The following is a 23,539-nucleotide window of genomic DNA, read 5'->3' on the forward strand; positions in this document are numbered from 1 at the left end:
GGCCCGATGGCGCTACGCTTCATGGCGTGGCGCTGTCGGGTGATGACCACCGATATCTTGCGTGAGCGCAGTCAGCTGCTGTTGCAGACTGTCTGCCAGCGAGCGTGGGCGATCAGCATCAAACATGACATGCATACTGACCGGGTAATCCCGGTGTTGCAGGCTGAAATCATCCATTTCATGGGCTACGCCATAAAGCGCCTGAATATTGGTTTTGGCTATCTCACGTAGCGTCCAGTTATTTTCCACACGCTGGCAATAGTGCAACGTGAAAAAAGCTTTCTGTGCATGGACGAAAGCCCGGCAATAGAGCGCGAGCCCTCGCCATTCTTGTAGCCAGCGCTGACGTAGTGGCTCCGGCAGTGGGTGGTCACGGGCAAACTGCATGGCTGCCTGTTGGCTTTGCTCGGCTAACTGCCAGGCGGTGTCTTTCTCCCGCACAATCTGGTACAGATTGTGGGAGGCCAGTTCCGGTTCCTGACGTTCAAAGGTGATGTCGCGTCCGGAACCGGGGAGCCAGTGATTGCGGTTAAGCTGACCGTACAGGCTCCACACCGCCTGACCATAACTGGATGGCAACAGGCTATGGCGATGGAACACGTGGTGGCGTGCGTACAGCGATAACGACAGCGCCTGTTGTGCCTGTTCCAGCAAGGTTCGCATGGTGTGACAAACCTCATCATCCGGTTGCCATTGCCAACATTCCGCCAGCCAGCGGCGAAAAAGGTCGCTTTCGTTCATCGGTGGCGCGTTGTCATTTAGCAGGTGCGCGCAAGCAAACAGGGTGAACTCGCTCAGCGAGCCTAATACGCTGTGGTTATCGACGCCGTCCCAACTGATGCGACAAGCTGCGCTGACGATGGCCGGATTTTTCTCCCGACACCATAACAACCGCCCTTGTACTTCGGTGTAGCGCAAAAACGGTAAATTGCCCCAGCCGACTTCTTCGCCAGCCAGATCCAACTCCACCCAGACTTCCCGATCCCCCAGTTCCAGCAGTGCCGGATTATTGGGAAATTCCGGCCAGAAGCGTTCCGGCGTCATTTTGATGGCGGCGGATACGCTAGTCGGCAGGCTGCGGATAGCGTCCAGTACACGGGACATATCCTGGTGATTAGCCGGAAAGGCGCGTAATACCAGGTGGCGCTGGTGGGCGTGGATAACGCGGGCAACGGCCGCGAACAATTGCCGGTAGACCGGTTCGCTGTCTGTGGCTGGGGGGACTGTGCCGCCGCGTTGTATCTCTTCGCCGGGTGGTGGAGCGAAACGTATCAGGCTGTCGCTGTTGGAGATAGCCAGCATCAGCCCATGTAATCGCGGAATTTGCTGCATCAGTTGTTCGACTTTGGCAGCCAGATAATCACACCAGAAGTGGGTATCAATGCGGAACTGACGTGCATCGTCCAGTAAATGGGGATACTGCAATAGCAAGTCGGTGGGGAACGTCAGTTCTTTGCATTGCAGGTATAACGCTAACCCTTGCTCGCGACAGTAAGCGGCAACCTGATTGAGGTAGACGCAGCGCGATCGCTGTTGACTGCTGATACGATCGTCAAAACGGGCTGACTGATAAGCCACGGGCGTCACCAGCTTGTCCAGCAAGTCCGCCTGACCTAGCACCAGCGTATTGAAACCGTAACGACGGGCATATTCCACCAACGTGATGACCCGCTGCCAGTGCCAGATATCCTGGGTATTGAGTTCCAGTGCGCGACGCTGCCACATTATCGGTATGCTCCCTGGGTCACGAAATAGGGTTCTGCCCCCGGATTATTTAGGGTTTCACGTCTGCGCGATAGCGGAAAATAAACATCCCAATAATCAATGCAATAAATTGTGATCAATAACACTTAAAGCAATAAGTGTTATCAAAAAAACTATTTAGTCATTTTGGTTATTAAATATTGCCATCCTGTCTTTAATTGTTCAGGTAGGGATGGTTACCTTATATCCTATCTGACTTTCTATTTCATGATATTGGCTATGGCGGCAACCCGGCATTCGCGCCCGCAGCCAGAACAAGGATACCGACACCATAATGAGCATTCCGGCCTCTCCGACTCCGCAGCTCCCGTTGAGCGCGGAGCAACTTTCGCGTCTTCAGGCGGCGACCGGTGATCTTTCACCGGCGCAACTGGCCTGGCTGTCTGGCTATTTCTGGGGCGTGATTCAGCAGCAACCCGGTGCGCTCGCCGCACCGACCAGCGCGTTAGCCGCTGTAGAGGCGGCACCGCCCGCCGCCATTACGCTGATTTCAGCCTCCCAGACTGGCAACGCGCGCCGTGTGGCGGAGCAGGTTCGCGACGAGCTGCTCGCGGCCAACCTGCCCGTGACGCTGGTGAATGCCGGTGATTACAAGTTCAAGCAGATAGCACAGGAAAAACTGTTGCTGATAGTCACCTCGACGCAGGGCGAGGGCGAGTCGCCAGAAGAAGCGGTGGCACTACACAAGTTCCTGTTCTCGAAAAAAGCGCCATCGCTGGCGGGGCTGACATTCGCGGTATTTGGTCTGGGTGATACCTCTTACGAATTCTTCAGCAAGGCCGGTAAAGATTTTGACAGCCGTCTGGCAGAATTGGGCGCTGAGCGCCTCTTGGATCGTGTCGATGCCGATGTGGAGTTCCAGCCGCTGGCGGAGCAGTGGCGACATCAGGTGGCTGAGGCATTGAAAGCGCGTTTCGCCAGCCAGACGGCAGCGGCGGTACAAACCGCTGCCACTGGTCAGGTTAACGCCGTGACCACCAGCCCGTACCACAAAGAAGCACCTTATACCGCTTCGTTGGTAACTAATCAGAAGATTACCGGCCGTCACTCAGAGAAAGATGTCCGCCATATCGAAATCGACTTAGGCGATTCTGGCCTGCGTTATCAGCCCGGTGATGCGTTAGGGGTGTGGTATGAAAACTCCCCAGCGCTGGTGCAGGAGCTACTGGGTCTGTTGTGGTTAAAAGGTGATGAACCGGTCAATGTTGGCGGCAACACCCTGCCGCTGGCCGAGGCACTACAACGTCATTTTGAGCTGACGCAGAATACCGCTCCGATCGTTGCCAGCTATGCGGCGTTGTCCCGCAATGACACCTTGCTGGGATTGGTGGCGGATAAGCCTGCCCTGCAGCAATACGCGCAACGTACTCCGCTGGTGGATATGGTGCGCGAAGCACCGGTGGAACTGACGCCGGAACAGCTTATCGGGTTGCTGCGTCCGTTGACGCCGCGTCTCTATTCTATTGCATCGTCACAGGACGATGTGGGCAGTGAAGTGCACATCACCGTCGGCGTCGTGCGCTATGAATATGAAGGTCGTGCGCGTAGCGGCGGTGCGTCAGGTTATCTGGCTGACCAGTTGGACGAAGAGGGTGACGTTCGTGTGTTCATTGAACACAATGATAATTTCCGTCTGCCTGCCAACCCAGACACGCCGGTTATCATGATTGGGCCCGGCACCGGTATTGCTCCGTTCCGCGCGTTTATGCAACAGCGTGAGGCCGAGGGAGCAGGCGGCAAGAACTGGCTGTTTTTCGGTAACCCCCACTTCACTGAAGATTTCCTTTATCAGGTGGAATGGCAGCGCTACGTCAAAGAGGGGCTGCTGACCCACATTGATCTGGCCTGGTCACGCGATCAAGCCCACAAAGTCTATGTGCAGGACAAAATTCGTGAAAAAGGCGCGCAGGTGTGGCGCTGGATTCAGGATGGTGCCCATATTTATGTGTGCGGTGATGCCAATCGCATGGCAAAAGATGTGGAGCACGCGCTGCTGGACGTGGTGGCTGAGCAAGGTGGGATGGACGCCGAACAGGCGGATGAGTTTTTAAGCGAGCTGCGTCTTGAGCGGCGTTATCAGAGAGATGTGTACTAATGAGCGAAAGATATTCTGGTCCGCTGGTGGTCGAGGGTACGCTGGCTGACGCCGAACGTATGAAGCGGGAAAGCAATTACCTGCGCGGTACGATTACACAAGATTTAAACGACGGTCTGACTGGCGGTTTTAACGGTGATAATTTTCTGCTGATCCGCTTTCACGGCATGTACCAGCAAGACGATCGCGATATTCGTGCTGAACGCGCCGAGCAGAAACTGGAGCCGCGTCATGCCATGATGTTGCGCTGCCGTCTGCCGGGTGGGGTGATGACGCCGCAGCAGTGGCTCGCTATCGATAAGTTTGCGGGTGAAAAAACGCTGTACGGCAGTATCCGTATCACGAACCGTCAAACTTTTCAGTTTCACGGTATTTTGAAAAATGATCTGAAATCCGCTCATCAGTTGCTGCATGACGTTGGGCTGGATTCGTTGGCAACCGCCAATGACGTCAACCGTAACGTGCTCTGTACCTCCAATCCGGTCGAGTCGGTGCTGCATCAGCAGGCCTACGAGTGGGCGAAGAAAATTTCCGAACATCTGCTGCCGCGTACTCGCGCTTACGCCGAAGTGTGGCTGGATAAGGAAAAGGTTGCCACCACCGATGAAGAGCCGATTCTGGGGCCGACCTATCTGCCGCGTAAATTCAAGACCACGGTGGTGATCCCGCCACAGAATGATGTGGATCTGCACGCCAATGATCTGAACTTTGTCGCTATTTCGGATAACGGCCAACTGGTGGGCTTTAACGTGCTGGTCGGCGGCGGCTTGTCTATCGCTCATGGCGACAAGACCACTTATCCGCGTACGGCCAGTGAGTTGGGATACATTCCGTTGGCGCAGACACTGGCGATAGCCGAAGCAGTGGTCACCACCCAACGTGACTGGGGCAACCGTACCAACCGTAAAAATGCCAAGACTAAATATACGCTGGAGCGGGTAGGCGTCGACACCTTTAAACAGGAAGTCGAACGTCGTGCTGGTATTGCGTTTGAAGCGGTTCGGCCATACGAGTTTACCGGTCGCGGCGATCGCATCGGTTGGGTGAAGGGGATCGATAATCACTGGCACCTGACCCTGTTCATTGAAAATGGCCGCATTCTGGATTATCCGGGGCGTCCGTTAAAAACCGGCATGGCGGAAATCGCTAAAATCCACAAAGGCGATTTCCGACTGACCGCGAATCAGAACCTGATCGTGGCAGGGGTAGCGGCTAAGGATAAAGCGAAAATCGAGGCGCTGGCACGCCAGCATGGCCTGATCGACGATAGTCTCACCGAGCAACGGCAGAACTCGATGGCCTGTGTTTCGCTGCCAACCTGCCCGCTGGCGATGGCGGAAGCAGAGCGCTTCCTACCCGAGTTTGTCACGCAGGTAGAAGGCATTATGCAAAAACACGGCGTGGGTGATGACCATATCGTGTTGCGCGTAACGGGTTGCCCTAACGGTTGTGGCCGCGCCATGCTGGCGGAAATTGGCCTGGTGGGGAAAGCTATCGGTCGTTACAACCTGCATATCGGTGGTAACCGCGAGGGTACCCGCATCCCGCGTATGTACCGGGAGAACATCACCGAAAAAGAGATCCTGACGGAGATTGACCAATTGGTCGCGCGTTGGGCCAGCGAGCGCGAAAGCGGCGAAGGGTTTGGCGATTTTGCCATCCGTGTCGGCATCATTAAACCGGTGCTGGATCCCGCTGTTGATTTTTACGACTGACAGGAGAACCTGATGTCCAGTCTGAATCTGGAGGCGCTGCGCGCCTTGTCTCAAACGGAGCAGACCGCCGCTCTGGCGGATGTCAATCAATTGCTGGAAGGGTTGTCTGCTGAAGCCCGTGTGGGCTGGGCACTGGAAAACCTGCCGGGTGAGTTCGCGCTGTCTTCCAGTTTCGGCATTCAGGCCGCGGTGAGTTTGCATCTGGTGACCCGGCAACGGCCGGATATCCCGGTTGTGCTCACCGATACTGGTTATTTGTTCCCGGAAACCTATCAATTCATCGATCAATTAACCGAACAGTTGAACCTTAACCTGCACGTTTACCGAGCGGCGCAGTCTCCTGCCTGGCAGGAGGCTCGCTACGGCAAATTGTGGGAACAGGGGCTGGAAGGGCTTGAACAGTACAACCAGATCAATAAAGTCGAACCGATGAACCGGGCGTTGCAGGAATTACAGGTTGGCACCTGGTTTGCTGGCTTGCGTCGTGAACAGTCAGGGAGTCGGGAAGGCTTGCCGGTATTGGCTATCCGGCGTGGGGTATTCAAGTTTTTGCCGATCATCGATTGGGATAACCGCACGGTGTATCAGTACCTGAAAGCCAATGGGCTGAGCTACCATCCGCTCTGGGAGCAGGGGTATCTGTCCGTCGGTGATACCCACACCACCCGTAAATGGGAACCGGGCATGAGTGAGGAAGAAACCCGTTTCTTCGGCCTGAAACGCGAATGCGGGCTGCATGAGGGGTGATTCCTACTGGTTCAAACGGCTTGTCACTCTTCTTCTTGTCCATGAGCGTTGTCACCGGTGGCTATTCCGGCGGCAGGTGCACAACGCTATCTCATCATCTCCATACTGATGTTCTCGCCTGCCAAATGCAGGCTCAGGTGAACGTGAAGTGTAAAAATAGTCATGAAAAACCATTATTAAGCGTTTTTATTCTTTCACGCATAGTTTGTTATTCCATTACGGAACTAATCATACTAATTCGGCATTTCATAACCCTTCTCTTCACGTTTTATAGTCGCTTTATAGAATTTTTAGCTTAGTAAAGGCATCTGTGAACTATCTCCCTATATTCGCCGATCTCCGGCAACGCCCCGTGTTGGTGGTGGGTGGCGGTGAGGTGGCAACCCGCAAAATTGACTTGTTGCAACGCGCCGGGGCGGATGTCCGGGTCGTGGCGCGGTCATTGTGTGAGCCGCTTCAGGCTTTGCATCAGGCGGGACAACTGGCCTGGGTAGCGCAGGATTTTTCCCCTGCGCTGCTGGATAACGTGTTTCTGGTGATTGCCGCCACGGACGACGGGGCGCTGAATGCCACGGTGTTTGAGCAGGCCAATCAACGCCAGCTACTGGTTAACGTGGTCGACGATCAACCCAAATGCTCGTTCATTTTCCCGTCGCTGATTGACCGCTCACCATTGGTGGTGGCGATTTCATCCGGTGGTCAGGCACCGGTGCTGGCGCGGTTATTGCGAGAGAAGCTTGAGGCGCTATTGCCTGCTCGTCTGGGACAGATGGCGGAACTGGCCGGAAGATGGCGAGGTCGCATCAAGCAGCAGTTGGCATCAATAACGGAACGTCGTCGGTTTTGGGAGCGTGTGTTTACTGGCCGTTTTTCCAGTCTGGTAGCGGCCGGTCAACTGGCTCAGGCCGAGCAGGAACTGGAACAGCAACTGTCGCAGCCTGAGGGGCAACAGGGCGAGGTGGCGTTGGTGGGGGCAGGTCCCGGTGATGCCGGTTTGCTGACACTGCGCGGCTTGCAGGTCATCCAGCAGGCGGATGTGGTGCTTTACGATCATCTGGTCAGTGACGACGTGCTGGACCTGGTGCGCCGTGATGCCGAGCGAATTTGTGTCGGTAAACGCGCCAGCGCGCACCTGCTGCCACAAGAAGAGATTAATGCGCTGCTGGTGAAACTGGCGCAAGAAGGGAAACGGGTTGTGCGGCTCAAAGGCGGCGATCCCTTTATTTTTGGCCGTGGTGGTGAAGAACTGCAACAGGTGGCGCAGGCAGGCATTCCATTTCAGGTGGTACCGGGAATTACGGCGGCGGCAGGTGCGACAGCCTACGCTGGCATTCCGTTGACACACCGGGATTACGCGCAGAGCGTGACATTCATCACCGGACATTGTCGACCGGATGGCGATGCGCTGGACTGGTCGACGCTGGCGCGCGGCAGGCAGACATTGGCTATCTATATGGGTACGGTCAAATCGGCGGAAATCAGCCAGCAACTGATTGCGCATGGTCGGGCTGCGCAGACGCCGGTGGCGGTCATCGGTCGTGGTACCCGGCAGGATCAGGTCGTGCTGACAGGAACACTGGCGGAATTAGAAACGCTGGCGCAACAGGCTCCAACGCCTGCATTGCTGGTTATCGGCGAAGTGGTGGATTTGCATCAACACATCGCCTGGTTTGGTGAACAAGCGCGGATGACGCCGACTGATGGGCGCCCGGCCGTGGTGAATCTGGCTTAAGGTTAAGGTTATGGACGAGAAAAGACTCACGCATTTAAAACAGCTTGAAGCAGAAAGTATTCATATCATTCGTGAGGTGGCGGCCGAATTCAGCAATCCGGTGATGCTGTACTCCATCGGCAAGGACTCCTCCGTGATGCTGCACCTGGCCCGCAAGGCGTTCTTTCCGGGCACGTTGCCATTTCCGCTCTTGCATGTGGATACTGGCTGGAAATTTCGCGAAATGTACACGTTTCGCGATCGTACCGCCAAAGCCTATGGCTGTGAGTTGCTGGTGCACCGTAACCCGGAAGGGGTGGCGATGGGGATCAATCCCTTTGTGCACGGTAGCGCCAAGCACACCGACATCATGAAAACCGAAGGGTTAAAACAGGCATTGGATAAGTACGGTTTTGATGCCGCATTTGGTGGCGCTCGCCGTGACGAGGAAAAGTCCCGTGCTAAAGAGCGTATCTACTCTTTCCGCGATCGTGCCCACCGTTGGGATCCTAAAAATCAGCGGCCGGAATTGTGGAACAATTACAACGGCCAGATTAACAAAGGTGAAAGCATCCGCGTATTCCCACTTTCCAACTGGACTGAACTGGATATCTGGCAATACATCTATCTGGAAAATATCGATATTGTGCCGCTGTATCTGGCTGCGGAACGTCCGGTGCTGGAGCGCGATGGCATGCTGTTGATGGTGGATGATGACCGTATCGATCTGCAGCCGGGTGAGGTTGTCGCTAAACGTATGGTGCGCTTTCGCACACTGGGTTGCTGGCCGCTGACTGGCGCGGTGGAGTCACAGGCGCAGACGTTGCCCGAAATCATTGAAGAGATGCTGGTGTCCACCACCAGCGAACGTCAGGGACGGGTCATTGACCGCGATCAGGCCGGCTCTATGGAGCTTAAAAAGCGTCAAGGGTACTTCTGAGGAATCGTCAAATGAATCATAGCATTGCAAAACAGATTGCCGAGCAGGGCGGGGTAGAGGCTTATCTTCATGCACAGCAGAACAAAAGCCTGCTGCGTTTTTTGACCTGCGGTAGCGTTGACGATGGCAAAAGCACCCTGATTGGCCGATTGCTGCACGATACGCGTCAGATTTACGAAGATCAGCTCTCTACGTTGCACAATGACAGCAAACGTCTTGGTACGCAGGGTGAAAAGCTGGATCTGGCGTTGCTGGTGGATGGCTTACAGGCTGAGCGCGAACAGGGCATCACCATTGATGTAGCCTATCGCTATTTTTCTACTGAAAAGCGCAAATTTATTATTGCCGATACGCCGGGGCATGAGCAGTACACCCGCAATATGGCGACCGGCGCGTCTACCTGCGAACTGGCGATTTTGTTGATTGATGCGCGTAAAGGCGTACTGGATCAGACCCGGCGTCACAGCTTTATCGCTACGCTATTGGGGATTCGCCATCTGGTGGTGGCGGTTAACAAGATGGATTTGGTGGATTATCAGCAGGCGGTCTTTGAGCAGTTCAAGCGTGATTATCTGGATTTTGCCGGTCAACTGCCTGCAGATTTGGATATCACTTTTGTACCGATTTCCGCGCTGGATGGCGATAATGTGGCAACGCCCAGTTCGTCTATGAGCTGGTATCGCGGCCCAACACTGCTGGACGTGCTGGAAACCGTCAATGTTTCTGCTCGTAGCCTGAGTCAACCGATGCGTTTCCCGGTGCAGTATGTCAACCGCCCGAATCTTGATTTCCGTGGTTATGCCGGTACGGTCGCCTCAGGTACGGTGCAGGTTGGGCAACGGGTGAAAGTCTTGCCCTCTGGTGTGGAGTCCAGCATCAGCCGAATTGTGACTTTCGATGGTGACCTACAGCAGGCGCAGGCGGGTGAAGCGGTGACGCTGGTGCTAGCCAGTGAAGTCGACATCAGCCGGGGAGATTTGCTGGTCAGCAGTGAAGAAACACTTCAGGCGGTTCGCAGTGCTAATGTGGATGTGGTGTGGATGGCTGAGCAACCCTTGGTGCCGGGCCAAAGCTACGATATCAAAATTGCCGGTAAGAAAACCCGCGCACGGGTGGAAAAGATTCACTATCAGGTGGACATCAACACCTTGACGCAGCGGGTTACCGAATCGCTGCCGCTTAACGGTATTGGTCTGGTGGAGCTCACCTTTGATGAACCGTTGGTGCTGGATAAGTACCAGCACAATCCGGTTACCGGCGGCATGATTTTTATCGATCGTCTGAGTAATGTGACGGTTGGTGCCGGGTTGGTGCGTGAGCCGGTGGCACAGACTGTCGCGCAGACTGGTGATTACAGCGCGTTTGAGCTGGAGTTGAACGCCTTGATTCGCCGCCACTTCCCGCACTGGGGTGCGCGTGATCTGCTGGGAGGAAAATAAGGTGGCGCAAACGCATTCCAGACCGGCTGACAGCAATAGACCGGTTGACACCAATGTGGTGTGGCATGACCATGCGGTGGCGCGTGAAGACCGGGAACGGCAACACGGTCACCGTGGCGTTGTGGTGTGGTTTACCGGGTTGTCCGGTTCCGGTAAGTCGACGTTAGCCGGGGCGCTGGAGCAGTCGCTGTTTGCCCGCGGTGTCAGTACTTATTTGCTTGATGGCGATAATGTTCGGCATGGCCTCTGCCGGGACCTGGGATTCAGCGACGATGACCGGCGAGAGAATATCCGCCGGGTGGGCGAGGTCGCCCGGTTGATGGTCGATGCGGGGCTGGTTGTATTAACCGCGTTTATCTCTCCGCATCGTGCTGAACGACAGATGGTACGCGAACTGCTTGATCAGGGGCAGTTTCTTGAAGTGTTCGTGGATACACCGCTGGCGATTTGTGAAGCCCGTGACCCCAAAGGACTGTACAAGAAAGCCCGCGCCGGTGAACTGCGTAATTTCACCGGTATTGATGCCATTTATGAGGCCCCGGGACAGCCTGAATTGCATCTGGATGGCCAACAATTGGTAACAAATTTAGTCGACGAATTATTAGATATGCTGCATGGTCGAGCTATCATCTAACCCTCAGATGGCCCTTCACGAGGCTGTTCACCGCCGTGGCGTAGAGTAGATGTGTTTACGTTGTCGCGCTACGGGGTGCGCGAGTGAAGGGGCAGTCTTCAGGCCAACGGTTACCCGGTGATGGGGTAAGCAGGAACGATGATGCAGAGTGTGACGCCATTACCTGATAGCAGTACGCAAACCTGTAGTAGTGTGCAAACCTATCGCAGTTCGCAGACCTTTCAAGGCGAGGAGGACGTGCCTCCTGGGGCGTCCTACAGTCCGCTGGTGGGCGCACTGGCCGGTTTTTGTTTCTACTGGCTGGCTTTTTCCCTGCCATTCGTGTTCTACGGCCTGAATTCCACGCTGCTGTTGATGCTGTATACCTGGCCTTTCTTCCTGGCGCTGATGCCCCTGTCAGTTCTGATCGGTATGTTGTTCCGCGTATTGTTGCCGAATCATGTGGGGTGGATGATGCTCTGCTGTGCGGTCAGCATCCCGGGTGTATTCTGGCTGGTGTTCGTATTAATCACCGGATGGTAGCCCTTCAGGCGTTATTCCCGCCACGATACCGATTTCAGACTATTTATTTCTTTGTTAAAACTATGTCCATGAGTGAGTAACTTTATCCGTCACCGACCGGTTACGCCTGACTTTTCCCTGCCAGAAACGAATGCTGCTGGCGGAGGTGGAGTCCTGACAAAAGTTATGGGATGATTAGGCGGCTTTTCAGGGGGCTGGATGGGAAAACTTTCGCTATTATTGTTGATTCTTCTCGGTTGGTTGCAATATTCGCTCTGGCTGGGGAAAAACGGTGTTCATGATTATGTGCGGGTGAAGGATGACGTGGCGGTGCAGCAGGCCAACAACGTTAAACTGAAATCCCGTAACGAACAGCTGTTCGCCGAAATCGACGACCTCAACGGCGGTCAGGAAGCCATTGAGGAGCGTGCGCGCAACGAGCTGGGTATGACCAAACCGGGTGAAAGTTTTTATCGTTTAGTGGCAGATCAGGCTGATCGCCGTGCTGGCAACAGCGCGTCACCTGCTCCATCCTCCCCGACGTCTTCCACTTCATCATCGATGTCTCGCTAGGTATGTCTACTCCGAATCACGCTGTGGCTGAGGTGGTCGCTGTTTTACCGGCGGCTGGTAACGGCAGCCGGATGCACAGTGATCGCCCCAAACAGTATCTCTCCATCGGCACGAAAACCATTCTTGAACACACCGTCGCTGCGTTGTTACGCCAGCCGCGAATTCAACGGATAATTATCGCTATTAGCGCCGATGACCCCTATTTTTCTGCGCTGCCTCTGGCTTCGGATCCCCGCATTCAGGTGGTGAACGGCGGTCGCCAGCGTGCCGACTCGGTGCTGGCAGGGCTGCAACAGGTACAGCAAGCCGATTGGGTGCTGGTGCATGATGCCGCTCGCCCTTGTTTGCATCAGGATGATTTATCAAGACTATTGCTCCTGACCGGGCAGAGTGAAGTCGGTGGCATTTTGGCGGCCCCGGTACGTGATACCATGAAGCGCAGCCGTGATGGACGCATTGACCACACGGTAGAGCGCGAAGCGCTGTGGCATGCACTAACGCCGCAACTGTTCCCGCTGGCGCTGCTGCGCTCGTGTCTGGAGCGAGCGTTGCGCGAAGGGGCAACCATAACCGATGAGGCCTCGGCGCTGGAATATTGCGGTTATCAGCCACAGATAGTTCCGGGGCGCGCAGACAATATCAAAGTCACACGCCCGGAGGATCTGGCTCTGGCGGAGTTTTATTTGACGCGCAGTCTGGATAATGATTAACACGATAATAAAGGAGCCTGAGTGATGCGTATCGGTCACGGTTTTGATGTGCATAAATTTGGCGGGGAAGGTCCGTTGGTGATCGGTGGGGTGCGTATTCCCTATGAGCGCGGCTTACTGGCGCATTCCGATGGTGATGTTGTGTTGCATGCCGTTACCGACGCACTGCTGGGCGCGGCGGCAATGGGTGATATCGGCAAACTGTTTCCCGATACCGACCCGGCTTATCGCGGTATCGACAGCCGTGAATTACTGCGTGAGGCCTGGCGTCGTATTACTGATAAAGGTTACGAGTTGGGTAATCTGGATGTCACTATCATTGCGCAGGCCCCGAAAATGGCACCGCACATCCCACAAATGCGTGTCAATATTGCCGAAGATCTGCAATCGCATATGGATGACGTCAATGTGAAGGCTACCACCACGGAGCAACTGGGCTTTACCGGTCGTGGCGAAGGGATTGCCTGTGAAGCGGTCGTGTTACTGGTCAGAAGCGATGCGGCGGGAGTCGTGGCATGGTGATGGCTCGTGAGTCACTGTTTTGGCTGCATGGTGAACCTGTCGCAACAGGGGCACTCAAGGCGTCGCCAGATGATTTCTTCGTTGCCGAGGATTTGGGGTTTACCGCAGATGGTGATGGCGAACATGTGCTGGTACGTCTTCGTAAACGAGAGTGTAATACCATTTTTGTGGCGGAAGCTCTGGCCAGGTTTGCGGGTATTCCGGCGCGTTCTGTCAGCTATGCCGGACTAAAAGATCGTCATGCGGTAACCGAGCAGTGGTTCTGTCTTCATTTGCCGGGCAAAGAGGACCCCGAGTGGTCGGCATTTGCGCTCGATGGGTGTGAAATTCTTGAAGCACATCGCCATCGCCGTAAACTTCGCATTGGTGCGCTGCGTGGCAATGCGTTCCGACTAGTGCTACGTGAAATTAGCGACCGTGCCGAGGTCGAGACCCGTTTGCAACAGGTCGCCGCTGGGGGCGTCCCTAATTATTTCGGCAGTCAGCGGTTTGGTCGCGATGGCAATAATCTCGAGCAGGCTCGCCGTTGGGCGAACGACGAGATTCGGGTTAAGGATCGCAGCAAGCGTAGCTTCTACCTGTCGGCGGTTCGCAGTGAATTATTTAATCAGATTGCCAGCGCGCGGCTGGCGACGTATGGCCCAACACAAGTCCTGGTGGGTGATGCGCTGCAACTGACCGGTCGCGGTAGCTGGTTTGTGGTGAAGCCGGAGGAGTTGGACGACGCGCAGTCACGAGTGAATGCTGGCGACGTACAAATTACCGCGGCCTTACCGGGACAAGTCGACTCTGGCGTGCAAGCGCAGGCGCTGTCGTTTGAGCAGCAATGTTTGCAGGAGCATACTCTGCTCTTATCATTGTTGATGCGTGAACGGGTGGAGAGTGCTCGTCGCGCTATCATGTTGTATCCGCAAGAGATGCGCTGGTCGTGGCAAGATGATGCTACGCTGGAGTTACTCTTTTGGCTGCCTGCGGGGTGCTTTGCCACCAGCGTGGTGCGGGAACTGCTGCTTCCTGTGCAACAGGAGAATAGGTAATCGGTCTGATACGCGGCGGGTTTTTCGGCCGTAGACGCTGGTGTTATGCCGGGATGGGCAGTCGGTTTCTTTGCTATCGGGGGACGGAGCGAGTTGATGAGGTGGGCTAACGCTGGAGCGGGCTGGGAATGGTGAACAAACGCGTGCAGACGCTGCTGGAGCAGCTTCGCCAGCAGGGAATTCAGGATGAACGCCTGTTGCAGGCGATGGCTTCGGTTCCCCGTGAACGCTTTGTTGACGAGGCGTTCGAGCATAAAGCCTATGATAATGTCGCCCTGCCGATAGGCTCCGGACAAACCATTTCTCAGCCATACACCGTCGCCAGAATGACGGAGTTGTTACGGCTGACACCGGTATCTCGTGTGCTGGAAATTGGCACGGGTTCCGGTTATCAAACCGCCATCCTGGCACACCTGGTGCGACATGTATTTTCTGTTGAGCGTATTAAAGGCCTGCAGTGGCAGGCGAAAAGGCGTCTTAAGCAACTGGATTTGCATAATATTTCCACCCGCCATGGCGATGGCTGGCAAGGCTGGGCTTCTAAAGGGCCATTCGATGCCATTATTGTCACGGCGGCACCGCCGGAGATCCCCTCGGCGTTGATGGAGCAACTTGATGAAGGCGGCATTATGGTGTTGCCGGTAGGGGAGCAACAGCAAACGTTGCAAGTGGTTGTGCACCGTCATGGTGAATTTATCGTCCAGACGGTGGAAACCGTTCGGTTTGTTCCGCTGGTCAAAGGGGAACTGGCTTGATACCGTGGCACTCGCGGTCATCATCTTCAATGACATCGTCTTGATCGGCAAAACAGTACTTATTTGGTAAACAGTATTTATCGGTAAAACATCCGTATTTAAAATTTCAATACAACTGTCTTATGGTGATAACGGATTGATATTGATAGGCTGTGTGCCGTCGTTGTCCGTGTCTTAGCCCTGTTGGTACGGTATGACTGCCAGGTAGCACTGTGTGGTTATTGCCTGTTTGTATCGACGAAGACGATGAATGGTGGCTGCGATTTGCGTTGTTTGGCATGTTCACCACCCTTCATCAGGGTACCCCGGACAGGAGTAAACTCCGGGGCCGGGCAGATTTCGTCATTTTTGGTTATAGGGGGAGTTTGGCGCATGGGAAGCCAAATCGTTAGCTGGCGTCAGATCGCTGTGTGTTCGATTATTACTCTGGGATTGGCTGGTTGTGCAAATGACAATAATCAGGCAGCCCCGATCAGCAGCGTAGGAGGTAACGACGCGGGAAGCCGTTCGGGCAGTACGACCACCTATTCACCACCGCCGCGTATTTCGAGCGTCGGCAGCAGCATGAAAAATAATTCGCAGCCTCTTCCTTCCGCGAGTATCAGCCGTCCTTCTTCTGGCGAGGCATCGTCGGCACCCGTCACCACGCGGGAAGGGAAGATTGTCTATAACCGTAGCTATAACAGCATTCCGAAAGGAAGTTATACCGGCAATAACTACACCGTCAAACGTGGGGATACCTTGTTTTATATTGCCTGGATCACCGGTAATGATTACCGCGAGTTGGCCCAGCGCAACAATATTCAGGAGCCTTATAGTCTGAATGTCGGCCAGACGCTGAGTCTTGGCAGTAACATGAATGCTTCTGGCGGTTCTCAGGGTATGGCGGTTGCTGGTACACCGACCATGACAACGACCCCAGCACCTGTCGCCAGCAGCCCGTCAGACAGCGGCCATATGTTGCCAGAGAATGCGGCGAAAGCTTCTGGCGGTAGTCGTATGTTGTCAGGAAATAATACCGCCAACAGCAGCGGTCATATGCTGCCAGCGAACGCCGCCGCTGCTGCTGCGGCCTCGCCATCGTCAACACAAATGCAAACTGCACAGGTTGATTCTCAACCAACTAATGCGTATTCTGAGGGTTCGGGTAAACAGAATGCGGGCGGTAAGATGCTGCCTGCGGCAGGGGCTGCAGCTACGTTGCCTGCCACCGAACCGACGCAAACAAACACGGCAATTGCCAGTTGGCGTTGGCCTACAGATGGGAAAGTCATAGATAATTTCTCAGCCTCAGAGGGGGGAAATAAAGGGATTGATATCGCCGGCTCACGTGGGCAATCCGTTGTCGCTACCGCTTCAGGGCGCGTAGTGTATGCGGGTAACGCGTTACGCGGTTACGGTAATCTGATAATCATCAAACATAATGATGACTACCTGAGCGCCTATGCCCATAACGAAACCATGCTGGTCCGGGAACAACAAGAGGTAAAGGCGGGTCAACAAATTGCTACCATGGGTAGCACCGGAACCAGTTCAGTACGCTTGCACTTTGAAATTCGTTACAAGGGGAAATCCGTAAACCCGCTGCGTTTTCTTCCGCAGCGATAAATCGGGCAGGGTATGTTGGTATCCTGCCATGGGATCACGGGTAGGAGCCACTTATGAGCCAAAATACGCTGAAAGTTAACGAGTTGCATGAAGATGCTGAATTTGATGAGAACGGAGTCGATGTTTTTGACGACAAAGCGCTTGCGGAGGAAGAAACCAGCGATAGCGATCTACTCGATGAGGAATTGCTTTCGCAAGGAACAGCACAGCGCGTGCTGGACGCAACTCAGCTCTATCTGGGAGAAATCGGCTACTCACCTCTTCTGACGGCTGAGGAAGAAGTTTACTTTGCCCGTCGGGCATTACGTGGCGATGTCTCTTCTCGCCGCCGTATGATTGAGAGTAACCTGCGGCTGGTGGTGAAAATCGCCCGCCGCTACAACAATCGGGGCCTGGCATTGCTGGACCTGATTGAAGAGGGAAACCTCGGTCTTATCCGTGCTGTTGAGAAATTTGACCCTGAACGCGGGTTCCGTTTTTCAACTTATGCCACCTGGTGGATCCGTCAAACGATTGAACGGGCCATCATGAATCAAACCCGAACTATCCGTTTACCTATCCATATCGTCAAAGAACTCAACGTTTATCTGCGTACTGCTCGTGAGCTTTCCCACAAGTTGGATCATGAGCCGAGTGCAGAAGAGATTGCTGAACGCCTGGATAAGCCTGTGGACGACGTGAACCGCATGCTGCGCCTCAATGAGCGCATCACGTCGGTCGATACCCCATTGGGCGGGGATTCGGAAAAAGCGCTGCTGGATATTCTGGCCGATGAGAAAGATAACGGCCCGGAGGATACTACCCAGGATAACGATATGAAGCAGAATATCGTTAAATGGTTGTTTGAACTGAACGCAAAACAGCGTGAGGTACTGGCTCGTCGTTTCGGTCTGCTGGGATACGAAGCTGCCACACTGGAGGATGTCGGTCGTGAAATCGGTCTGACACGTGAACGGGTTCGTCAGATTCAGGTAGAAGGGTTGCGCCGTCTGCGTGAAATCCTGCAGGTGCAAGGTCTGGACATCGAAGAGTTGTTCCGCGAATAACTTGCACAATAATTAATTAACATGGCACAAAAAAATGGTGGGATTCCCCACCATTTTTTATGTCCGACAGAGGTTTGATCTCTGAGAGATGACTTGCCTTATCGGGCACACTGAGACAACAAAAACTCAACGATATCGCCAGCTTTGATCATCTCTTTCTCGCCTTTACGACGGTGCTTATATTCGATCTCATCATTATCGAGGTTACGATCGCCAATCACGATAGTATGCGGAATCCCGATCAATTCCATATCGGCAAACATAACACCAGGACGCTCTTTGCGGTCATCCAGCAATACATCAATGCCGTTTGCACGTAACTGCTGATAGATGCCTTCGGCCACTTCCTGCACACGGAAGGATTTATGCATGTTCATCGGCAGAATAGCGACCTGGAACGGCGCGATAGCGTCAGGCCAGATAATGCCGCGATCGTCGTGGTTCTGTTCAATGGCGGCGGCGATCACACGAGTAACACCGATGCCGTAGCATCCCATGGTCAGAGTCTGGTTACGACCGTCTTCACCTTGTACCGTGGCTTTCAACGCTTCGGAATATTTTTTACCCAACTGGAAGATGTGGCCTACTTCGATACCACGCTTGATAAGCAGCGTGCCTTTACCGTCCGGGCTGCGATCACCTTCTACTACATTGCGGATATCAGCAACCTGCGGCAGCGCGACATCGCGTTCCCAGTTGATACCGAAGTAATGTTTACCATCAATGTTGGCACCCGCACTGAAGTCGCTCATGACGGCAACAGTCCGGTCAACGACAACCGGTACCGGCATATTGACTGGCCCCAGAGAACCTGGGCCTGCTTTTACAATCGCACGGATTTCATCTTCGGTAGCAAATGTCAGCGGGCTGGCAACCAGTTCCAGTTTTTCTGCTTTGACTTCGTTCAGTTCGTGATCGCCACGAACCAGCAGGGCAACCAGTTTATGGCCGCTTTCTTCCGTCGCTTTCACCAGCAGGGTCTTAACGGTTTTTTCTATTGGCAGAGTAAACTGTTCGACCAGCTCGGCGATGGTTTTAGCGTTCGGCGTATCTACCAGCGTCATCGGCTGAGTTGGCGCGCCCAGGCTATGTTCCGGTGCAACGGCTTCCGCCAGTTCAATATTGGCGGCGTAATCCGATTCTGTAGAGAAGACGATATCGTCTTCACCGCTACTGGCCAGCACCTGGAATTCATGGGATGCATTGCCGCCGATAGAACCGGTGTCAGCCTGTACCGGGCGGAAATCGAGGTCCATGCGACTGAAAATCTTGCTGTAGGCGGCATACATGGCGTCGTAAGTAACCTGCAAGGATTCCTGCGTGGTATGGAACGAATACGCATCCTTCATCAGGAATTCACGCGCACGCATGACGCCAAAACGCGGACGGACTTCATCACGAAATTTGGTCTGGATCTGGTAGAAGTTCAGCGGCAACTGCTTGTAGGAACTGATTTCGTTACGGATCAAATCCGTAATCACTTCTTCATGCGTTGGGCCGAGTACAAACGGGCGGTCGCCACGGTCAACAAAGCGCAACAGCTCTGGGCCATACTGCTCCCAACGGCCACTTTCCTGCCACAAGTCGGCGGGTTGAACCACTGGCATTGAAATCTCGATGGCACCGGCGTTATTCATTTCTTCACGCACGATGTTTTCGACTTTTTTCAGCACCCGCAAACCGGTCGGCAACCAGGTGTAAAGGCCGGATGCTAGTTTACGAATCATCCCGGCACGCAGCATTAACTGATGGCTGATGACTTCGGCATCGGCAGGCGTCTCCTTCAGCGTGGAGAGCATGTATTGACTTGTACGCATGATGTTTGAGTTCCGTCAGAACAAATAAATAGCATTAACCACAGTGTGGTTCAGGCAGAAAAAGTGGTTTAGTTTACCAGCGCAGGCGGTTCCCCAAAAGTCGCCGCCGCGTTTTTTAACTGGCATCAAGGCTGATAACTTCCGTTTGGCCGTCAACGACCTGCCATTTGACATTAAATTCCAACAACCGTGCGGCATACACTTTGGTGTCATCTTCCCCTTTGCGATACGCCGGGCGAGGGTCTTGTGCCAGCACCTGGGTAATGAAACGCCGCAAATTGGGATGAGTGTGTTGTCGTGTAGTCAGTTGCTGTTCCGCCAGGGCGGAAAAGCGAACGGGCATATCGGCGTCGGGTGCCAATTGCGCAAAACCGGCACGCGCCTGAGGCTGGCTTTCGGCGAAGGGTAAATACGGTTTGATATCGACAATGGGTGTGCCATCCACCAGATCCAGACTGCCCAGCTCCAGTATGACGCCATCCCTACCGGTGCGAATGGCTTTTAGTTCAACCAGTGACATGCCGATTGGGTTAGGGCGAAAGGTTGAACGGGTAGCGAATACACCCATACGGGCATTGCCGCCCAGACGTGGGGGCCTGACCGTCGGGCGCCAGCCAGCGGAGGCTGTCTGGTGGAAGATAAACAGTAGCCACAGATGGCTGAAATCTTCGAGCCCGCGAACGGCCTCGGGTTGATCATAAGGCGATAAGAGATGTAACTCCCCACCGCCATCCTTAATCAGACCGGGTTGCCGGGGTACGGCGAATTTTTCTTTGTAAGGGGAACGGATAACGCCGATCTGATTAAAGCAAAATTGGTTCATTGCGCGGAAACTTTCAATGCGGTGCCCTGGCAAACGGCCTGACGGTAGCATCCTGCGACATTGCTGATTATCTGGCAATCATGCAGCAATACGGCGTTAGCTTTCATGGCGGTAGCGCGGTTTTGCATCTTTCTGCGGGCTGAGGGAATGCTAGGAGGCGTATCTTGCGCACTTGACTGGCAGGACGAACCCGATACTTCGCCCATATCACGGAATGGTTTACCTACCAATTCTTCGGCACTTTTATACAGCACGGCAGGTGCAGTATGTACGACTGGCTTCGGCTTCGGCGGAGGTTCTACTGCCGCGGGGGGCTGAGGTTGTGGCGTAGGCGCAGCGGGTTTGTGCAGCAGGGAACACCCTGTTAGCGAAAGCGCCAACAACAGAACAGGTACAGCACGCATAAATTTTCCTCTGGCTTGGATAAAGTGCGGTTATTGAAGCAAGCTATACAGAAAATAACAAGACGGGCTGGCGCCCGTCTTTCATCTCTTTTGTGCAAGAAAATAAGTATTAACTTACCAGCCTTTCACTGCACCACCATTAAAGACTTTCAACGCCGCCTGATTCACTTCCTCAGACTGATAGGCCTTGACGAATTTTTTCACGTTTTCTGCGTCTTTGTTGTCTTCACGGGCAACCAGCAGGTTAACGTATGGTGAGTTTTTGTCTTCTACAAACAGGCCATCTTTGGCCGGGGTCAGATTGATTTGGCTGGCATAGGTGGTGTTGATGATAGCCAGCGCAATCTGGTCGTCATCCAAAGAACGCGGCAATTGCGGCGCTTCCAGTTCAACCAGTTTCAGGTTTTTCGGGTTTTCAATCACATCGAGCGCGGTCGGTAACAGACCTACATTATCTTTGAGTTTGATTAGGCCGACTTTCTGCAGCAGCAACAACGAACGGCCCAGATTTGTCGGGTCGTTAGGCAGTGCTATCTGAGCGCCATTTTGCAGTTCGCTCAGCGATTTGATTTTTTTGGAATAGCCCGCAATCGGGTACACAAAGGTGTTGCCGACGGAAACCAGCTTGTAACCGCGGTCTTTAATTTGCTGGTCGAGGTACGGTTTGTGCTGGAAGGCGTTCAGGTCGATATCGCCTTTGCTCAGCGCTTCGTTCGGCAGCACGTAATCATTAAAGGTCACCAGCTCAACATCCAGGCCATATTTTTCTTTGGCGACTTTCTGTGCCACTTCCGCTACCTGCTGCTCTGCACCGACGATAACGCCCACTTTAATGTGGTTAGGGTTCTTCTGCTCCTGACCGCATCCGGTCAGCGCCAGTGCACCAATCAACGCACCTACTGCGGCGAGAGATTTCAATTTAATTGCCATTTTTTACCCCTATGTAATGTTTTTAACCTGCACTTGAAGAAGATAAACGCGATGTTAAAACCCAATTATTTATGAGTAACCGCGCGAACTGTTCTTTCACCAAAAAACTGAATGAGATAAACCAGCACCACCAGCAGAACCAGTACGGTATTCATCACGGTGGCGTTATAACCGACATAGCCATACTGATAGCCAATCTGTCCCAGACCACCCGCGCCGACTGCACCACCCATCGCTGAGTAGCCTACCAAGGTAATCAGAGTAATCGTTGCCGCGTTGATTAGCCCGGGGAGCGCCTCAGGGAGCAAAATCTTACGGATAATCTGCATCGGCGTTGCGCCCATAGCGCGTGCCGCTTCAATCAACCCGGTTGGAATTTCCAGCAAGGCATTTTCCACCATACGGGCGATAAACGGTGCGGCACCTACCGTCAACGGTACGATAGCGGCCTGTAAGCCAATCGCGGTTCCGACAATGATTCGGGTAAATGGGATCATCCACACCAATAAAATAATGAAGGGAATTGAGCGGAAGATGTTTACCAGCGCGGAAATACTGCTGTAGATCTTGGGATTGGCGATAATCTGCCCGGGCCGGGTGATATACAGCAGCACACCTATAGGCAAACCCAGTACAAAGCCAAAGAAACCGGACACAAATGTCATTACCACGGTTTCCCATACACCGCGGGCAAGCAACCAGATCATGGCTTCAGACATAACCCAATACCTCAATATTTACATGGTGTTGCTGCAGAAATGCGATAGCTGCCTGAGTATCGGTATCTTGTCCGTGCATTTCTGCCAGCATGATGCCGAATTTAACGCCACCGGCATAATCCATCTGCGCGCTGATAATGTTGTTGTTGACGTTGAACGTGCGGGCCACTTCGGACAGCAACGGCGCATCAACCGACTGACCGGTGAATTCCATTCTCAGCAGCGGTACGCTTCCCTGACGGGGTGTTGGTGATAGCCGTTGCTGATAATCATCCGGAATATCCAGATGCAGGGTAGACTGAATAAATTTTTGTGCCAGCGGCGTTTTTGGGTGTGAGAACACCTCGCTGACTGTGTCCTGCTCAATCAGTTTGCCGTCACTGATCACCGCCACCTGATCACAAATACGTTTAACAACATCCATTTCATGCGTAATCAACAGAATGGTCAGACCCAGACGACGATTAATGTCTTTTAGCAATTCAAGAATAGAACGGGTAGTGGCAGGGTCCAGTGCGCTGGTGGCTTCATCGCACAACAGTACTTTTGGGTTACTTGCCAACGCACGGGCGATGGCGACACGCTGTTTTTGACCGCCAGACAGGTTAGCCGGATAAGCATCATGTTTGTCCGACAGGCCGACCAAATCCAGAAGTTGATGTACCCGTTGCTTGATATCAGATGCGGAAGTGTTGTCCAGTTCCAACGGTAACGCCACGTTGCCAAATACGGTACGTGAGGATAGCAAATTGAAGTGCTGGAAAATCATGCCGATTTGACGGCGGGTACGTGTCAGTTGGCTTTCCGACAGGCTCATCAGATCTTTCCCGTCGATCAGCACTTTCCCTTGGGTCGGTCTTTCCAACAGATTCACGCAACGAATCAGTGTGCTTTTACCTGCACCCGATGCGCCGATTACACCATAAATCTGGCCAGCGGGTACGCGTAATGTTACGTCGTCAAGTGCAGTGACGGCGCGCCCCTTTTGCTGAAAAACCTTTGTAATATTAATTAGTTCAATCATAAGTTTTATCAAAGATGCCGATGGC

General features: G+C 53.8%; 22 protein-coding genes. 15 read left to right on the top strand and 7 right to left on the bottom strand.

Translation table 11 applies throughout. The features are described from left to right. Nucleotides 1-12 precede the first annotated feature (12 nt). Nucleotides 13-1,725: a hypothetical protein gene (locus FGI04_RS01905; protein ID WP_407321735.1), complete on the bottom strand. Its 1,713-nt coding sequence runs from the start codon at nt 1,723-1,725 to the stop codon at nt 13-15. A gap of 313 nt (nt 1,726-2,038) precedes the next feature. On the opposite strand from FGI04_RS01905, the gene cysJ reads away from it, so the two are divergent. The 15 genes from cysJ (at nt 2,039) to rpoS (ending at nt 17,797) form a co-directional block, all read left to right on the top strand. Then, a complete protein-coding gene (gene cysJ / locus FGI04_RS01910; protein ID WP_407321734.1) occupies nt 2,039-3,859 on the top strand; it encodes an NADPH-dependent assimilatory sulfite reductase flavoprotein subunit in 1,821 nt (606 codons plus the stop codon). Beyond that, the gene (cysI, locus tag FGI04_RS01915) at nt 3,859-5,574 is read left to right on the top strand and encodes an assimilatory sulfite reductase (NADPH) hemoprotein subunit (RefSeq protein ID WP_038905461.1); all 1,716 of its coding nucleotides are present in this window, start codon (nt 3,859-3,861) and stop codon (nt 5,572-5,574) included. Before cysJ ends, cysI begins: the two co-directional genes overlap by 1 nt. A 12-nt stretch (nt 5,575-5,586) precedes the next feature. After that, entirely contained in the window at nt 5,587-6,321 is a 735-nt protein-coding gene (locus FGI04_RS01920; RefSeq protein ID WP_038905460.1) for a phosphoadenylyl-sulfate reductase, read from the top strand. A 310-nt stretch (nt 6,322-6,631) separates the two neighbouring features. Further along, nucleotides 6,632-8,053: a siroheme synthase CysG gene (gene cysG / locus FGI04_RS01925; RefSeq protein WP_342699758.1), complete on the top strand. Its 1,422-nt coding sequence runs from the start codon at nt 6,632-6,634 to the stop codon at nt 8,051-8,053. 10 nt (nt 8,054-8,063) lie between these two features. Continuing rightward, entirely contained in the window at nt 8,064-8,972 is a 909-nt protein-coding gene (gene cysD / locus FGI04_RS01930; protein WP_016940408.1) for a sulfate adenylyltransferase subunit CysD, read from the top strand. A gap of 11 nt (nt 8,973-8,983) precedes the next feature. After that, the gene (gene cysN / locus FGI04_RS01935) at nt 8,984-10,411 is read left to right on the top strand and encodes a sulfate adenylyltransferase subunit CysN (protein WP_342699757.1); all 1,428 of its coding nucleotides are present in this window, start codon (nt 8,984-8,986) and stop codon (nt 10,409-10,411) included. Nucleotide 10,412: 1 nt separating this feature from the next. Further along, entirely contained in the window at nt 10,413-11,045 is a 633-nt protein-coding gene (gene cysC / locus FGI04_RS01940; RefSeq protein WP_342699756.1) for an adenylyl-sulfate kinase, read from the top strand. A gap of 141 nt (nt 11,046-11,186) precedes the next feature. Further along, complete coding sequence (locus FGI04_RS01945; RefSeq protein ID WP_342699860.1) at nt 11,187-11,567, top strand: DUF3561 family protein; 381 nt, start codon at nt 11,187-11,189, stop codon at nt 11,565-11,567. A 198-nt stretch (nt 11,568-11,765) separates the two neighbouring features. Then, nucleotides 11,766-12,119, top strand: a complete 354-nt coding sequence (gene ftsB / locus FGI04_RS01950) for a cell division protein FtsB (protein WP_342699755.1) — start codon at nt 11,766-11,768, stop codon at nt 12,117-12,119. A gap of 2 nt (nt 12,120-12,121) precedes the next feature. Then, entirely contained in the window at nt 12,122-12,829 is a 708-nt protein-coding gene (gene ispD, locus FGI04_RS01955) for a 2-C-methyl-D-erythritol 4-phosphate cytidylyltransferase (RefSeq protein ID WP_038905453.1), read from the top strand. Between the two features lie 24 nt (nt 12,830-12,853). Continuing rightward, nucleotides 12,854-13,351: a 2-C-methyl-D-erythritol 2,4-cyclodiphosphate synthase gene (gene ispF, locus FGI04_RS01960; protein WP_012885943.1), complete on the top strand. Its 498-nt coding sequence runs from the start codon at nt 12,854-12,856 to the stop codon at nt 13,349-13,351. Further along, nucleotides 13,345-14,388 (top strand): tRNA pseudouridine(13) synthase TruD, encoded by a 1,044-nt coding sequence (truD, locus tag FGI04_RS01965; protein ID WP_342699754.1) that lies wholly within the window; start codon nt 13,345-13,347, stop codon nt 14,386-14,388. Before ispF ends, truD begins: the two co-directional genes overlap by 7 nt. Before the next feature lie 128 nt (nt 14,389-14,516). Then, on the top strand, nt 14,517-15,143 hold the full coding sequence (locus tag FGI04_RS01970) for a protein-L-isoaspartate(D-aspartate) O-methyltransferase (protein ID WP_210194588.1): 627 nt from the start codon (nt 14,517-14,519) through the stop codon (nt 15,141-15,143). A gap of 372 nt (nt 15,144-15,515) precedes the next feature. Continuing rightward, nucleotides 15,516-16,751, top strand: coding sequence for a murein hydrolase activator NlpD (gene nlpD / locus FGI04_RS01975; protein WP_407273967.1), 1,236 nt, complete (start codon nt 15,516-15,518; stop codon nt 16,749-16,751). Between the two features lie 53 nt (nt 16,752-16,804). Then, nucleotides 16,805-17,797, top strand: a complete 993-nt coding sequence (rpoS, locus tag FGI04_RS01980) for an RNA polymerase sigma factor RpoS (RefSeq protein WP_012885939.1) — start codon at nt 16,805-16,807, stop codon at nt 17,795-17,797. A gap of 98 nt (nt 17,798-17,895) precedes the next feature. Here the strand turns inward: rpoS and proS are convergent, their stop codons facing one another. The 6 genes from proS to metN all read right to left on the bottom strand — a co-directional run bounded on the left by proS (nt 17,896) and on the right by metN (nt 23,514). Beyond that, nucleotides 17,896-19,614, bottom strand: coding sequence for a proline--tRNA ligase (gene proS, locus FGI04_RS01985; protein WP_407321731.1), 1,719 nt, complete (start codon nt 19,612-19,614; stop codon nt 17,896-17,898). A 115-nt stretch (nt 19,615-19,729) separates the two neighbouring features. Beyond that, complete coding sequence (gene tsaA / locus FGI04_RS01990; protein WP_407337333.1) at nt 19,730-20,437, bottom strand: tRNA (N6-threonylcarbamoyladenosine(37)-N6)-methyltransferase TrmO; 708 nt, start codon at nt 20,435-20,437, stop codon at nt 19,730-19,732. Then, nucleotides 20,434-20,841 (bottom strand): envelope stress sensor lipoprotein RcsF, encoded by a 408-nt coding sequence (rcsF, locus tag FGI04_RS01995; protein WP_012885936.1) that lies wholly within the window; start codon nt 20,839-20,841, stop codon nt 20,434-20,436. Before rcsF ends, tsaA begins: the two co-directional genes overlap by 4 nt. Nucleotides 20,842-20,955: 114 nt before the next feature. After that, the gene (locus FGI04_RS02000; RefSeq protein WP_342699750.1) at nt 20,956-21,771 is read right to left on the bottom strand and encodes a MetQ/NlpA family lipoprotein; all 816 of its coding nucleotides are present in this window, start codon (nt 21,769-21,771) and stop codon (nt 20,956-20,958) included. A 65-nt stretch (nt 21,772-21,836) separates the two neighbouring features. Next, a complete protein-coding gene (locus tag FGI04_RS02005; protein ID WP_407273965.1) occupies nt 21,837-22,490 on the bottom strand; it encodes a methionine ABC transporter permease MetI in 654 nt (217 codons plus the stop codon). Next, nucleotides 22,483-23,514 carry a methionine ABC transporter ATP-binding protein MetN gene (gene metN, locus FGI04_RS02010; RefSeq protein ID WP_342699748.1) on the bottom strand — a complete coding sequence of 344 codons (1,032 nt, stop codon included), beginning with the start codon at nt 23,512-23,514 and terminating at the stop codon, nt 22,483-22,485. Before metN ends, FGI04_RS02005 begins: the two co-directional genes overlap by 8 nt. Between the last annotated feature and the right edge of the window lie 25 nt (nt 23,515-23,539).

The sequence above is a fragment of the Dickeya ananatis genome (assembly GCF_019464615.1).
GTDB classification, from domain to species: Bacteria; Pseudomonadota; Gammaproteobacteria; order Enterobacterales; family Enterobacteriaceae; genus Dickeya; species Dickeya oryzae.

Excerpts from the sequence above, each read along its gene's own strand:
- FGI04_RS01905 (WP_407321735.1), bottom strand. The coding sequence starts at position 1,725 with ATGTGGCAGCGTCGCGCACTGGAACTCAATACCCAGGATATCTGGCAC.
- cysJ (WP_407321734.1), top strand. The coding sequence starts at position 2,039 with ATGAGCATTCCGGCCTCTCCGACTCCGCAGCTCCCGTTGAGCGCGGAG.
- cysI (WP_038905461.1), top strand. The coding sequence starts at position 3,859 with ATGAGCGAAAGATATTCTGGTCCGCTGGTGGTCGAGGGTACGCTGGCT.
- FGI04_RS01920 (WP_038905460.1), top strand. The coding sequence starts at position 5,587 with ATGTCCAGTCTGAATCTGGAGGCGCTGCGCGCCTTGTCTCAAACGGAG.
- cysD (WP_016940408.1), top strand. The coding sequence starts at position 8,064 with ATGGACGAGAAAAGACTCACGCATTTAAAACAGCTTGAAGCAGAAAGT.
- cysN (WP_342699757.1), top strand. The coding sequence starts at position 8,984 with ATGAATCATAGCATTGCAAAACAGATTGCCGAGCAGGGCGGGGTAGAG.
- FGI04_RS01945 (WP_342699860.1), top strand. The coding sequence starts at position 11,187 with ATGCAGAGTGTGACGCCATTACCTGATAGCAGTACGCAAACCTGTAGT.
- ftsB (WP_342699755.1), top strand. The coding sequence starts at position 11,766 with ATGGGAAAACTTTCGCTATTATTGTTGATTCTTCTCGGTTGGTTGCAA.
- ispD (WP_038905453.1), top strand. The coding sequence starts at position 12,122 with ATGTCTACTCCGAATCACGCTGTGGCTGAGGTGGTCGCTGTTTTACCG.
- ispF (WP_012885943.1), top strand. The coding sequence starts at position 12,854 with ATGCGTATCGGTCACGGTTTTGATGTGCATAAATTTGGCGGGGAAGGT.
- truD (WP_342699754.1), top strand. The coding sequence starts at position 13,345 with ATGGTGATGGCTCGTGAGTCACTGTTTTGGCTGCATGGTGAACCTGTC.
- FGI04_RS01970 (WP_210194588.1), top strand. The coding sequence starts at position 14,517 with ATGGTGAACAAACGCGTGCAGACGCTGCTGGAGCAGCTTCGCCAGCAG.
- nlpD (WP_407273967.1), top strand. The coding sequence starts at position 15,516 with ATGGGAAGCCAAATCGTTAGCTGGCGTCAGATCGCTGTGTGTTCGATT.
- rpoS (WP_012885939.1), top strand. The coding sequence starts at position 16,805 with ATGAGCCAAAATACGCTGAAAGTTAACGAGTTGCATGAAGATGCTGAA.
- proS (WP_407321731.1), bottom strand. The coding sequence starts at position 19,614 with ATGCGTACAAGTCAATACATGCTCTCCACGCTGAAGGAGACGCCTGCC.
- tsaA (WP_407337333.1), bottom strand. The coding sequence starts at position 20,437 with ATGAACCAATTTTGCTTTAATCAGATCGGCGTTATCCGTTCCCCTTAC.
- rcsF (WP_012885936.1), bottom strand. The coding sequence starts at position 20,841 with ATGCGTGCTGTACCTGTTCTGTTGTTGGCGCTTTCGCTAACAGGGTGT.
- FGI04_RS02000 (WP_342699750.1), bottom strand. The coding sequence starts at position 21,771 with ATGGCAATTAAATTGAAATCTCTCGCCGCAGTAGGTGCGTTGATTGGT.
- FGI04_RS02005 (WP_407273965.1), bottom strand. The coding sequence starts at position 22,490 with ATGTCTGAAGCCATGATCTGGTTGCTTGCCCGCGGTGTATGGGAAACC.
- metN (WP_342699748.1), bottom strand. The coding sequence starts at position 23,514 with ATGATTGAACTAATTAATATTACAAAGGTTTTTCAGCAAAAGGGGCGC.